The organism is Streptomyces sp. NPDC006259, from assembly GCF_042870975.1.
GTDB lineage: Bacteria > Actinomycetota > Actinomycetes > Streptomycetales > Streptomycetaceae > Streptomyces.
Map to the genome: position 1 here is coordinate 177989 of NZ_JBIAHY010000003.1, position 13210 is coordinate 191198.

The 13210-nt window shown below is 72.2% G+C and carries 10 protein-coding genes; 6 read left to right on the plus strand and 4 right to left on the minus strand.

Annotated elements, in window-relative coordinates; genetic code table 11:
- Positions 1 to 48 precede the first annotated feature (48 nt).
- Complete coding sequence (locus tag ACFYO5_RS12245; RefSeq protein WP_356562650.1) at positions 49 to 1677, plus strand: FAD-binding protein; 1629 nt, start codon at positions 49 to 51, stop codon at positions 1675 to 1677.
- Positions 1678 to 1987: 310 nt separating this feature from the next.
- Here ACFYO5_RS12245 and ACFYO5_RS12250 read toward each other — a convergent pair whose 3' ends face one another.
- Both ACFYO5_RS12250 and ACFYO5_RS12255 read right to left on the minus strand, forming a co-directional pair.
- Positions 1988 to 2719, minus strand: coding sequence for a class I SAM-dependent DNA methyltransferase (locus tag ACFYO5_RS12250; RefSeq protein ID WP_388707523.1), 732 nt, complete (start codon positions 2717 to 2719; stop codon positions 1988 to 1990).
- A gap of 15 nt (positions 2720 to 2734) precedes the next feature.
- Positions 2735 to 3580 carry an NAD(P)H-binding protein gene (locus tag ACFYO5_RS12255; protein WP_388707526.1) on the minus strand — a complete coding sequence of 282 codons (846 nt, stop codon included), beginning with the start codon at positions 3578 to 3580 and terminating at the stop codon, positions 2735 to 2737.
- A gap of 196 nt (positions 3581 to 3776) precedes the next feature.
- On the opposite strand from ACFYO5_RS12255, the gene ACFYO5_RS12260 reads away from it, so the two are divergent.
- The 5 genes from ACFYO5_RS12260 (at position 3777) to ACFYO5_RS12280 (ending at position 8274) form a co-directional block, all read left to right on the plus strand.
- On the plus strand, positions 3777 to 4214 hold the full coding sequence (locus ACFYO5_RS12260; protein WP_356562655.1) for an ester cyclase: 438 nt from the start codon (positions 3777 to 3779) through the stop codon (positions 4212 to 4214).
- 174 nt (positions 4215 to 4388) lie between these two features.
- The gene (locus tag ACFYO5_RS12265) at positions 4389 to 5021 is read left to right on the plus strand and encodes a PadR family transcriptional regulator (RefSeq protein WP_388707529.1); all 633 of its coding nucleotides are present in this window, start codon (positions 4389 to 4391) and stop codon (positions 5019 to 5021) included.
- Between the two features lie 168 nt (positions 5022 to 5189).
- Complete coding sequence (locus tag ACFYO5_RS12270) at positions 5190 to 6170, plus strand: ATP-binding cassette domain-containing protein (RefSeq protein ID WP_356561221.1); 981 nt, start codon at positions 5190 to 5192, stop codon at positions 6168 to 6170.
- Positions 6167 to 7021 (plus strand): ABC transporter permease, encoded by an 855-nt coding sequence (locus ACFYO5_RS12275; protein WP_356561223.1) that lies wholly within the window; start codon positions 6167 to 6169, stop codon positions 7019 to 7021. The genes ACFYO5_RS12270 and ACFYO5_RS12275 overlap by 4 nt, the downstream gene beginning before the upstream one ends.
- Before the next feature lie 140 nt (positions 7022 to 7161).
- A complete protein-coding gene (locus ACFYO5_RS12280; RefSeq protein ID WP_388707533.1) occupies positions 7162 to 8274 on the plus strand; it encodes a winged helix DNA-binding domain-containing protein in 1113 nt (370 codons plus the stop codon).
- Positions 8275 to 8399: 125 nt separating this feature from the next.
- On the opposite strand, the gene ACFYO5_RS12285 is transcribed toward ACFYO5_RS12280, so the two are convergent.
- Positions 8400 to 9191, minus strand: a complete 792-nt coding sequence (locus tag ACFYO5_RS12285; protein WP_388707536.1) for a S1 family peptidase — start codon at positions 9189 to 9191, stop codon at positions 8400 to 8402.
- A gap of 993 nt (positions 9192 to 10184) precedes the next feature.
- Positions 10185 to 13004, minus strand: coding sequence for an AAA family ATPase (locus tag ACFYO5_RS12290; protein ID WP_388707539.1), 2820 nt, complete (start codon positions 13002 to 13004; stop codon positions 10185 to 10187).
- Positions 13005 to 13210 lie beyond the last annotated feature (206 nt).

Genomic DNA, 13210 nt, shown 5'->3' on the forward strand with positions numbered 1-13210 from the left:
CCCGAAGGCACGGAAGAACATGACGCAGGTGAAGGAAGGGTGTTTGTGTTGAACGAATTCACGCGCCGCGGATTCCTCGGCAGTGCGGCAGCGGTCGGCGGAGCCACCGTGGTGACCACGGCCCTGGCCGGAACCCCGGCCGCCGAGGCGGCCGTCCCGGAACTGACGGAAGGCGGCGCGTGCGGCCCGCGAACCGGGCTCGTCAAGGTGGACCGGGCCGACCGGCGCTACCAGGACCTGGTCACCCGGGGCTTCAACGGGCGGTTCCGCGGCCGGCCCGACGTCGTGTACGTCGTCCACACCGCGGACCAGGTCGTCGACGCGGTGAACAAAGCCTTGGACGCGGGCCAGCGGCTCGCCGTGCGCAGCGGAGGGCACTGCTTCGAAGGCTTCGTGGACGATCCCGCCGTCCGGGCCGTCATCGACATGTCCCAGATGAGACAGGTCTCCTACGACTCCGGGAGGCGGGCGTTCGCCGTCGAGCCCGGCGCCACGCTCGGCGAGACGTACCGCGCCCTCTACCTCGACTGGGGCGTGACCATCCCGGCCGGCGTCTGCCCCCAGGTCGGTGTCGGAGGCCATGTCCTGGGCGGGGGCTACGGGCCGCTGTCCCGCCGGGACGGCGTGGTGGCCGATCATCTCCACGCGGTCGAGGTCGTCTTCGTCGACGCCTCCGGCCGGGCCCGCAAGGTCGTGGCCACCAACGCCGCCGACGACCCCAACCGCGAGCTGTGGTGGGCCCACACCGGAGGGGGCGGAGGCAACTTCGGGATCGTCACCCGGTACTGGTTCCGCACCCCCGGAGCCACGGGCAACGACCCGTCGGCGCTGCTGCCCAAGGCCCCCCGATCGACCCTGCGGCACATCGTGACCTGGGACTGGTCCGCCCTCACCGAGACGGCATTCACCCGGATCATCGACAACCACGGGGCCTGGCACCAGCGCAACAGCGCCGCCGGCACCCCGTACGCCAGCCTGCACAGCGTCTTCTACCTCAACAGCCGCGCCGCCGGGCAGATCCTGCTCGACATCCAGACCGACGGCGGGCTGGACGGCGCCGAGGGGCTGCTGAACGACTTCGTGGCCGCGATCAACGAGGGAACGGGCGTCGAGCCCGTCGTCCAGCGGAGCACGGAACCCTGGCTCCGCGCCACGCTGGCCGACAAGTTCGACACCGGCGGCTTCGACCGGACCAAGTCGAAGGGCGCGTACCTGCGCAAGCCGTGGACCGCCGCCCAGACCGCCACGCTCTACCGGTATTTGAGCGCCGACTCCCAGGTGTGGGGAGAGGTCTCGCTCTACTCGTACGGCGGAAAGGTCAACTCCGTGCCGGAGACGGCCACGGCCACCGCCCAGCGCGACTCCATCATCAAGGTGTGGATGTCCGCCACCTGGATGGATCCCCTCCAGGACGACGCCAACCTCGCCTGGATCCGGGAGATCTACCGCGACGTGTTCGCCACCACCGGCGGGGTCCCGGTGCCCGACGACCGCACCGAGGGCACCTTCATCAACTACCCCGACATCGACCTGGCCGACCCGGAGTGGAACACCTCGGGCGTCCCCTGGCACACCCTCTACTACAAGGGCAACTACCCGCGTTTGCAGAGGGTCAAGGCCCGCTGGGACCCGCACGACGTCTTCCGGCACGCGCTGTCCGTACGGCTGCCCGGCTGACCGACCGGCCGAAGGGGCGGTGACCGCTTCCCGCGGCCACCGCCCCTTCGGCGTGGACTTCGCCGGGGCCGGGCCGGGTTCAGCCGCGCGCGGCCGGCTCCGGTCCGTAGGCGAGGAACAGCCGTCGGCAGGACCGATCCCGCCGGCAAGGCGACGCGCGGTTCAGCCGCGCCCGGCCGGCTCCGCTCCGCCCCTTCGGAGTGGACTTGGCCTGTGCCGGCCCGCTTTCAGCCGCGCGCGGTCGGCTCCCCTCCGACCGCGAGGAACAGCCGTCGGCAGGACCGATCCCGCCGGGAAGGCGACGCGCGGTTCAGCCGCGCCCGGCCGGCTCCGGTCCGTCCGCGAGGAACAGCCCCCGGCCCGACTGGATCCCGCCGACATAGGCGACACGCAGGCCCGCCCGCGCGAAGGCCTCCTCGTACTGGGCCCGCGTGAAGAGGGTGAGGCGGTGCCGCTCCGCGAAGTGCCGTACGCCGCTTCCCGGTTCCGCCACCACGTAGTGCACCGTCATGTGCGAGGTGCTGCCCTCGCGTTCCGTGTACGAGACGCGGGTCATCGTCCGTGATCCCACGGTCACCGTGTCCCCGGACACATGGTGTTCCAGGGAGGTCTCCAGGAACCACCAGGGGTCGACCGCCACGACGCCGCCGGGGGCGAGGTGCTCGGCGAAGGACCGCAGCGTCGAGGTCAGTTCGTCGACGTCCTTCAGATAGGCGATCGAGCCGAACATGCAGGTGATCGCGGTGTAGGAGCGCCCCAGAGCGAGGTCGCGCATGTCACCGCGGTGCAGGACGGCGGCGGGTACCGCGGAGCGTGCCATCGACAGCATGGCGTCGGACAGCTCCACGCCCTCGACCTTGTCGAACAGCTGGGCGAAGTGGCGCAGATGGGCGCCGGTGCCGCAGGCGACGTCCAGCAAGGAGTCCGCCTGCGGATTGCGGGCCCGGACGAGTCCGGCGACGGTGGCGGCCTCCGCCCGGTAGTCCTTTCCCCGTGACTCGTGGAGCAGTTCGTAGATCTCGGCCATTCCGGGTCCGTACATGCGCGTTCCCCTCCCTCAGCCGGCGGTGCCGAAGCTGTCCGCGTGGTCCGCCGCCCAGTGCGCGAAGGTGCGTGCCTCCCGGCCCGTGACCTGCCGCACCACATCGGTCACCGGACCGGGGGTGGTGACGGACTCCGCGAGGTAGTCGAGCACCATCTCGATGACCGGGGGCGGCATCGAGCCGCTCATCGCGGCCCGCCCCGCGTCGCGGCTCAGCTCCTCGAAGCGGATCTCCCGGCCGAGCACCTCCGCCAGCACGCCGACCTGTTCCACCTGGGTCAGAGCCCGGGGCCCGGTCACCTCGTACCGCGCGCCCGCGTGACCGTCCTCCAGCAGCGCGGCCACCGCCACCGCGGCGACGTCCGCCTCGTGGACGAGCGCGCGGGCGGCCCTTCCGTACGGTGCGCGCACCACGTTCTCCGTCCGGATCGAGTGACCCCACTTCCAGAGCACGTTGCCGGCGAACTCGTCGGGGCGGACGAAGGTCCACTCGACCCCGCTGTCCTCGACCGCCCGCTCGACCGTGCGGTGGTGCCGGGCGCTGTGGTTGGCCTCGTCGTCGCTGAGGACGGAGCTGGACGACAGGACGACGATGTGCCGCACCCCCGCCTTCCGGGCCAGCGTGGCGACCTCGTGGGCGGTCTCGGGGACCGGGAAGAGGTACATCCGCTCGATGCCCTCCAGAGCGGCGGCCAGGGTGTCCGGCCGTTCCAGGTCGCCCTGGACGACCTCGACACCGGCCGGCAGCGCGGCGGCCTCCGGCGACCGGGTGAGCGCCCGCACCCGGTGCCCCGAAGCCGCCAGACCTTCCGTCACATGGCGGCCGACTTGGCCCGTGGCGCCGGTCAACAGGATGTTCAAGGCCCCTCCTCGGCGAGTGGAACGGTGCTCGTTGCGACGCCAAGGCTGCCGCGCGGGCCTACAGGAACCCGTGAGCCCCGATGGACCCGGACCCGCTCCGGCGGCTCCAGGCGGAATGGACGGATCCTGTAGCCGTTCTCATGCGGGGGAGGGGCAGTCTGGCGTGACATCGTCCGCGAGACTGCGAGGAGTCGCCATGTCAATGGCCGAGCGCAAGGCGCTGTGTCTGGAGATGGTCGCCGCCTGGAACAGGTGGGACCTGAGCGGGATCATCAAGCACTGGTCGCCGGACATCGTGCACTACTCCGAGGACAACGAGGTGAGTTCCGCCGACATGATCAAACTCATGGAGGGCGGGCTGAAGGCGTTCCCCGATCTCCAGCTCGAAGTGAAGAGCATCATGGCCGAGGAGGACCGGGTCGCCCTGCGGATCACCGTGACCGCGACCCACCAGGGCGAGTTCATGGGCGTCCAGCCGACCGGACAGCGTGTCAGCTGGCACCTGGTGGAGGAACTGCGCTTCGCCGACGGCAAGGTCGTGGAGCACTGGGACGTCATCAACATGCGCCCCCTGCTGGTGCGGCTCGGCAAGCTGCCGGACATCCCGAAGGTCGCCCTGGAGGCGAGCGCCTGACCTGGCGCCCGCCCCACGGCCGGCCGCTCGTCCGCCGCTGTGTCGCGTGGGTCGCGGGGGTGCGGGGCGGGTCGCGCCCCGCACCCCCGCCGCCGCGTTCCGGCGGCTCACTATGCTGACGCCAGGCAGGCGGCCGGCAGGCGGAAGGCCGCACCGGACGGAACGGGAGTGACGATGTCGGCGACGCGTTTACTGGTCCTCGGGGTGGTGCGCGGCTTCGGCAGGACGCACGGCTACCGAGTCCGCGCCGAGCTGCTGTCCTGGGGGATCGACGAGTGGGCCAACGTCAAACCCGGCTCCATCTACCACGCCCTGCGGCAGCTGGCGAAGGACGGCCTGCTGGCGGCCAGTGAGATCACGGACTGGCCGGGACGGGTGGACTACAGCGTGACGCCCGCCGGGGAGGAGGAGTTCTTCCGGCTGCTCGTCGACGCCCTGGAGCGCCCGGAGCGCCGGGACGACACGCTCAGCGCCGGCCTCGCGCTGATGCCCGCCCTCTCCCGTGACCGTGCCGTCGCCGCCCTCTCGACGCGCCTGGGCGTTCTGGAGGCACAGCGCGCGGTGCTGCGGCAGGAATCCGAGACGGCTCGCGCCGAAGGGCTCCCTCCGCATCTGGCGGAGCTGTGGAGGATGCGCACACGGTACGCCGACCTGGGCGTCGAGTGGACCCGTGACCTGCTGGAACGGGTGAGTTCGGGGGCGTACGAGCTGGCGGGGGAAGCCCCGGGCCAGCTCCGGGACGCCGGGGTCGCGGCCTGCTCCCCGAGCGCCGTCGGCGAACTGGCGGCGCTTCGCGGGCCTCACTAATCAAACTTGCATAGTGAGTCTCCCGTGCTCTAGCTTGGGGGAGTGGTCAAATTTGATTACTGACCCTGAGTGCCGTTCCTTCCCGCTCTACCACCCTCAGGGGTCCTTTCTGCGCGTCAGCCGTGGCGCGGGGGCCCTCGTGGCGCATCAGGACCGAGGAGTCACAGATTGAGTTCGCAATCCACCCTTGCCATCGAGACGTCGGGCCTCGTCAAGAGCTTCGGTGAGACCCGTGCCGTCGACGGCGTCGACCTCGCCATCCCCCAGGGCGTCGTGTACGGCGTGCTGGGACCCAACGGCGCGGGCAAGACGACGACGATCCGGATGCTGGCCACCCTGCTCACCCCCGACGGCGGAACCGCCAGGGTGCTCGGACACGACGTCGTCAAGGAGGCCGAGGCGGTACGCAGCCGGGTCAGCCTCACCGGCCAGTTCGCCTCGATCGACGAGGATCTCACGGCCACCGAGAACCTGACGCTGCTGGCCCGGCTGCTGGGCTTCTCACGGGCGCAGGCCGCGGAGCGCTCCGAGGAACTGCTGGCGGCGTTCGACCTGACGAAGGCGGCCGGACGGCAGTCCAAGACCTTCTCCGGAGGCATGCGCCGTCGGCTCGACATCGCCGCCAGCCTCGTCATCACCCCGGACCTGCTCTTCCTGGACGAGCCGACCACCGGACTCGACCCGCGCAGCCGCAACCAGGTGTGGGACAGCGTGCGGGCCATGGTGGCCCTGGGCACCACGATCCTGCTCACCACGCAGTATCTGGACGAGGCCGACCAACTGGCCGACCGGATCGCCGTCATCGACCACGGCCGGGTCATCGCCGAGGGCACCACCGGCGAGTTGAAGTCGTCGGTCGGCACGGGAGCCCTCCACGTGCGGCTCGTGAAGGCCGAAAGCCGGCCCGAGGCCTCCCAGTTGCTCACCCGGGCACTCGCGGCGCCGGTCTTCCAGGAGTCCGATCCGTTCGCGCTGTCCGTCCGGACGGACGAGCCCGAGAGGGTCGCGAAGGCCCTCGCCGACCTCGCCCACGCACAGATCGCCGTCGCGGACTTCGCGTTCGGCCGGCCCAGTCTCGACGAGGTCTTCCTGGCCCTGACCGGGCGCCCCGCGGAAGACAGCACCGACACCCAGGAGGACGCCGCATGACCCTCACCTCCGAGACGGCCGCGACCCCCGGCGTCCCCGCCGACGCCCTGCGCAAGGCCCTCACCAGCCAGATCCGCCCCTCCCGCCCCAACCCGCTGACCGCCGTACGGGTATCGGCCTGGCGGACGATGCGGAAGATGAAGCACTACGGCGTGGCCGTGCTGTTCGACGTCACGCTGATGCCGATCATCTTCCTGCTGACCTTCACCTACCTCTTCGGCGGCGCGTTCGCCGGCTCGACCAAGGAGTACCTCCAGTACTTCCTCCCCGGCGTCCTCGTCCAGACCGTCATCATGCCGACGGTCTACACCGGCACCGCCCTCAACATGGACATCACCAAGGGCATCTACGACCGCTTCCGCACGCTGCCGTTCTGGCAGCCGGCCACCATCGTGGGCAGTCTCCTCGGTGACGTGGTCCGCTACGTACTGGCCCTCACCACGACGATGGGCGTCGGCCTCGCGCTGGGCTTCCGCCCCGACGGCGGGGTGGGCGGCGTGCTGGCCGCGATGCTCCTGCTGCTGGTCTTCGCCCTGAGCGTCAGCTGGATCTTCGCCGCCCTCGGCGTGGTGGCCAAGGCGCCCGAGACGGTGTCCGGCACCAGCATGCTGGTGATGTTCCCCCTGGTCTTCACGAGCAACATCTTCGTGGAGCCCGACACCATGCCCGGCTGGATGGAGGCGATCGTCGAGGCCAACCCGGTCAGTGACGCCGCCACCGCCGTACGCGGACTGGTCCACGGCAACGCGAGCGGCGCCGACATCGGCTGGGTCCTGCTCGCCTGCGCGGTCATCACCGCGATCTTCGCCCCGCTGACCATGTACCTGTACCGCGCCAAGAGCCGCGGCTAGCCGCGGCACCCCCTGAACGGGCCACGGCAGTTCGGACCGGTCGTCATCCCCCGCCGACCGTCCCCGGACTGCCGTGGCTCCCGGCGTCACGGACGCCATATAGGCCAGAACCTGACCTCGATCGCCGCTATCGTCCCCTCATGAGGAAGACGACGTCCACCGCCCCCGCCCCGCTGCTCGGCCCCCGCGCCCTCAACCGGGCGACCCTGGCGCGCCAGCTCCTCCTGCGCCGGTCCGAGCTGTCGGTGACGGCCGCGGTGGAGCACCTCGTCGGTCTCCAGGCGCAGAACGTCAAACCGCCGTACTTCGCCCTCGCCGCCCGCCTCGACGGGTTCACGCCGGAGCGGCTGTCGGCGCTCATGGCCGACCGTGCGGTCGTCCGCATCGTGACCATGCGCTCGACGATCCACACGCACACCGCCCAGGACTGCCTCACCCTGCGGCCGCTGGTGCAGCCCGCCCGCGACCGGGAGCTGACGATCTTCCGCAAGGGACTGCCGGGAGTCGACCTCGACCGGCTGGCCGCCCTCGCCCGTGACCTCGTGGAGGCCGAGCCGCGCACCATGAAGCAGTTGCGGGAGGCGCTCGCCGTCGAGTGGCCGGACGCCGATCCGCAGGCCCTCGCCATCGCCGCCCGCTGCAAACTCCCGCTGGTCCAGGTCACCCCGCGCGGGCTGTGGGGCAGAAGCGGACAGGTCGCGCTGACCACCGCCGAGCACTGGCTGGGCCGCCCCGCCGAGCCCGCCCCGACGCTCGACGCCACCGTCCTGCGCTACCTCGCCGCCTTCGGGCCGGCCTCCGTCAAGGACATGCAGATCTGGGCCGGACTGACCCGGCTGCGGGACACCTTCGAACGGCTCCGCCCGCGGCTGGTCACCTTCCGCGACGACAACGGCGTCGAACTCTTCGACCTGCCCGACGCCCCGCGCCCGGACCCGGACACCCCGGCCCCGCCCCGTTTCCTGCCCGAGTTCGACAACCTGCTGCTCTCCCACGCCGACCGCGGCCGGGTCGTGCCGCCCGAGCACCGGGGCCGTGCCTGGCAGGGCAACCAGGCCTACGCCACCCTCCTCGTCGACGGCTTCCTCGCCGGGGTGTGGAAGCTGGAGGCGGACGCCCTCGTCGTCGAGCCTTTCGGCCCCCTCGACGGGGAGCGGCGGCAGGAGGTGACGGCCGAGGCGGAACGGCTGCTGACGGCCATGTACGGGGAGTCGTCGTCGTACGACGTCCGCTTCGGCACGGTGCTCCGGTAGCGGGCGGGCTCCGCCAGGACGTGGAGAGGGGGCGCTGCGGGCCGCTCGTGGAGGCTCGCAGCGCCCCCCGGTCTTTCACCTGAGGGGTCCTCAGGGGTTCTTCGGGGTCGCGCGGTGACCGACGACTACGAGTTCACCTGCGCGGTCACGAGGTTCGAGAAGGTGGTCAGCCGGGTGTAGACACCCGGATAACCGGCTGCCGCGCAGCCCTCGCCCCATGAAGTGATGCCTGCCAGGACGCCCCCGATGAGCAGGGGACCGCCGCTGTCGCCCTGGCAGGTGTCTACGCCACCGGACGTGTATCCGGCGCACACCATGTCGCTCGCGACGAAGTCGGAGCCGTAGCTGCTCGCGCAGCTGGAGTTGGACACGATCGGCACGGTCGCGGTGCGCAGCTGGTTGGAGGAGCTGCCGCTCGCGGAGGTCGTGCCCCAGCCGAGCACCCGGGCGGTGGTGCCGGCCGCGTACAGGCTGGTCTGGGAGGAAGTGACGTACGACGCCTTGGTGTACGGCATCGACGTCGACAGGGTCAGGACGGCCACGTCGTCGCCGTTGGTGGCGTCGGTGTAGTCCGGGTTGATCCAGATCTTGCTGACCCGGCTGACCGTACCGTTCGTGCCGTTGAGGTACGTGCGGCCGCCGACGACCCGGACGCTGCTGGTCGTCTCGCCGACCATGCAGTGGGCGGCGGTGACCACCTTGGTCGCCGACACCAGGGTGCCGCCGCAGAACTGGTTCTGCGAGGCGTCCGTGATCTGCATCATGAACGGGTACGCGGTCGTCGTCGTGGTGGTGCCGCCGACGATCGGCTGGGGTGCTGCCACAGCGGTGGGGGCGCTGAGCAGGGCGGTCGCGAACGCGGCGGCCGACGCCGCCGCGAGAGCCGCGGCCTTCTTGGCACGGGGGAGCCCGAACATCGATCTCCTTGCTGAGGGAGTTGCCGGTGGGGGGTCGCGCGGGTGTGGGGGATTGCACGGGAGTCGCGGGACCGACCCCCGTGTGCCCGGCGAGCGGCACGTCCCTTACGCTAGAACCGGGTGCCCAGCGCCCCCAATGAGGGACTCCCCTAAGGGAGTTGGGGAGGGAAAACCCTCGGTCGCCCCGAGTGCAGGCACTCCACGGGGCCCACGTTCCACGATCCCGCGACCCACGAGGCCGGCGCTCCAGGGCCCCGCCTACCGGCAACCCGCGCCCCCGAAGCCACGTCCGGCGAACGTGGGCGTGCCGGCTCCGTGCTCCCGGAGCCGGGACTCCACAGGACCCCACGCTCCGGGATCCCGCGACCCACGAGGCCGCCGTTCCAGGGCCCTGCTTACCGACAACCCGCGCCCCCGAAGCCACGTCCGGCGAACGTGGGCGTGCCGGACCCGCGCTCCCGGAGCCGGGACTCCACAGGACCCCACGCTCCGCGATCCCGCGACCCGCGAGGCCGCCGTTCCAGGGCCCCGCCTACCGGCGACCCGCGCTCACCGGAGCCACGTTCGGCGAACCCAGGCGCCCCGGACCCGCGCTCTGGAGCCGGGACTTCAGGAACCGGTGTTCCGGCGACCGTGCTTGCAGGAGCCGCGTCGAAGAAGCCACGGCGTGCCGGACCCGCGCAGGCGGTAGACCGCCTCCGACAACCGGCAGCCCGAGAACTCGCCAACGGGACTCGCGTTCCGGACAACCCGGCTCCACGACCCGTCGTGCCCGAGCCCTGTGCTCCAGGAGCCAGCACTCCAGCCCCCGGGTCCGAGAGGCCCCGGCGTGCCGGACCCGGCTCCGGGAACCCCGCTGGAGGGCCCGCGTTCGGGAAATCCGGCGGGCCGGGACCGCGCCTGGAGCCCTCGTGCTCCAAGGCCCTCGCGCAGCACCGCTTCCCGCGACCCCCGGCGTGCCGGACCCGTGCGGGCGGGGAGCCCGCGGGGGTCTCACTTCGCGTGGCGTCCCGCCGCCAGGCGGACGATGTCCACCCGTGAGCGGATGCCCAGTTTGCGGTAGACCCGGGTCAGGGTCGCCTCCACCGTCTTCACGCTGATGAACAGCCGCGCGGCGATCTCCCGGTTGGTGGCGCCCTCCATCACGAGAGCGGCCACCTGACGCTCCATCGACGCCAGCCCCTCCAGCGCGTCGAAGGCGGGAACCGGCGCGGTCGGCACGGGCGGAGCGGCCGGCTCCTCGGCGGCGGCCGCCTCGACCTGCCGCAGCCACGGCAGCGCCCGGCACCGCCGGAACAGCCGCGCCGCCTCGTCGTACGACGTCGGCCCCGGCCGCCGGGTGCGCAGCCGGGCCATGGCGAACGCCGCCCGCGCCTCCTCCAGCCCGTAGCCCAGCTTGGCGAACCGGTCCTGGACGGACGTCAGACGGACCAGCGCGCCCTCCTGGTCGCCCCGCGCGGCCCGCACCAGCGCCTCCGCCCGGTCCAGCACCGCCAGGATGCTCTCCCGGCCCAGCCGGAGGGCGTGCTCGCGCGTGACGTCGATGAGTTCCTGCGCCTCACCCGTCTCGCCGACCAGGACGAGCGCCTCGGCGAGATCACCCTGCCAGCGGCCGCGGGCCGGGTCGTTGATGCCGAGGCCCGCCTCCAGCTCCCGTACCCGGCGCAGCGAGGCCACCGCGCCCGCCGCGTCCCCCGCGACCGACTGGGCATGGCCCAGGGCGGCCAGGGCCCGCGACAGATACATCTGGTCGCCGTCCTCCTCGGCACGCTCGGCGGCCTCCCGGGCCAGCTCCAGCGCCCGGCCGACCTCACCGCCGGACGCCTCGGCGAGGGAGGTGAGCATCGCGGACGCGCCCAGGCCGATCCCCGAGTCGCGGGCCAGCCGCAGACTCTCGCGCGCCAGGTCCAGCGCGCGCCCGCAGTGTCCGGAACGCAGTTCGGTCTCGGCGAGGAAACGCTGGAAGTGCACCTCGCTCTCGACCATGCCGCGCCGCCGCGCCTCGCGCAGCAACGCCGTGATCGTCGAACGTGCCTCGGGCAGCTGATCGCTCATCAGCAGCCAGCGGAACCTGGCCATGCCCGCCCCGTTGTGATGGCACGCCACGTACGGGTCCTGGGGCTCCTTCAGCGCCCGCTTGATCGTCGCCGGCGCGTCCGGGTGGCCCATGAGCGTCTCCGTCGAGGCCTGGAAGGCCAGCGCCATCAGCTCGTTGCGCCGGTCCCCGCCGCGCGCGGCCAGCTCCGCGGCGTGCGCGGCCTGCTCGCGGGCCTCCGCGAAGTCGCCCTGCACGACCAGCCCGCGCCAGGCCAGCTGGTAGTGGACCTGCGCGAGCAGGACGGGGTCGTCGCCCGCGTCGGCGAGCACCTGCGGATAGACGGCGTCGACGTCACCGAGCGCCTGCCCGGCCGCCTCGATCACCACCATCCAGGCCCGCACCCGCTCCGCGGGCGCCGTCGCCCGGGTCAGCACCTCGCGGGCGATGTCCCGGGCGAGGTCCACCTCGCCGGCGATGATCGCGTCCTCGGCGGCCTCCAGTCGCCGCTCGTCCGGGGCCGGCCCGCCGCCTTCCGTGGGGGTGTGCCGGGCCGCGAGCAGCCCGAGCGAGGCCGCCACCGAGGGCGCCCCCCGGTCTCGGGCCAGCGCGGCGGCCTCGGCGAGCCGGGCGGCCACCACCGGATCGGTGCCGGTGGTCGACAGCGCGAGGTGCCGGGCCCGTTCGATCGGGTCGGAGGCGGCCGTGGACAGCGCCGTGTGAGCGGCCCGCCGCTCCTGGGCGGGTGCCTCCGCGTACAGCGCCGCCGAGATCAGCGGATGCGCGAACCGTACGGCCGGTCCCTCGGGCTCCGTCGCCAGCAGCCCGAGCGCGGCGGCCTGGGCGGTCTCGGCCTCGGCGTTCTCCCGCCCGGCCGCGTGCAGCAGCGCCAGCGTGGGACGGGCGCCCGCGCTGGCCACCAGCAGGGTGCGGCGCGCGTCGTCGGAGAGCATGTCGAGACGGCTGAGCACCAGGGCGCGCAGCGAGGTCGGCACGGGCAGCGGCTCGCCGGGCCGCGGCGGGGTCGGGTTCTCGCCCAGGGCGCGGCCCAGCTCCAGGGCGAACAGGGGGTTGCCGCCGCTGGTGCGGTGGATCTCGCGGACCGTCGAGCGGGGCAGGTCGGTGTAGCCGCGGTGGTCGAGCAGCGTGGACACCTGGGCGGGGGAGAGCGGGTTCAGGCGGACGGCGAGGGTGTCGGGCGGGGACGCGCGTAGATGGCGGTCGTACTCCTGTCCCTCGGTGCGGACCGCGCACAGCAGCTGCACCGGGGTGTCGCCGAGGCGGCGGGCGGCGAAGCCGAGCAGTTCGGCGCTGGCCGAGTCGAGCCACTGCATGTCGTCGGCGACGAGCAGCACGGGCCGGTCGGCGGCGAGGGCGCGCAGCGCCGAGAGCACGGCCAGGCGCAGGGCGAGGCCGTCGCGTTGCAGAGTCGATTCGCCACGGCCGGTCAGCGCCGATTCCAGGGCGGTGCGCTGGGCGGAGGGCAGCTTGTCGGCCACCTCGTCCAGAACCAGACCGAAGAGATCGGCCAGGGCCAGGAAGGGCAGATGGCTTTCGGACTCGGTGGCCGAACAGCGCAGCACGGTGCGGGCCGCGTCGCCGTAATCCGCGGCCAATGCGCGCAGCACGGTCGACTTTCCAATTCCGGCCGGGCCGTGCAGCAGGACACTGCCGCCGCGGGTGAGCTGCTCACGGGCGGACGTGAACAGCTCGTCCCTGCCGATGACCAGGTCGGAGCGGCATCTGGCAGACTCCTTGAAGTCCCGTCGCACGGTCACCGCTCCCTCCGAGTGTCGTGTCCGGACCAAATTCTAGGCAACGTCTCTGGGAAATCCGGAAGTACGGCGTGGTGAGGGAGATAACAACGGGCGCATACGGATATTCATCGAGGTGACGTTTGAATGGACGTTCATCGTCCCCGATCCTCCCTGGCTTGATCCGTACGCTCCCTCGCGGCCGGTGCCGCAGCTCGTGTCCCGCCTGT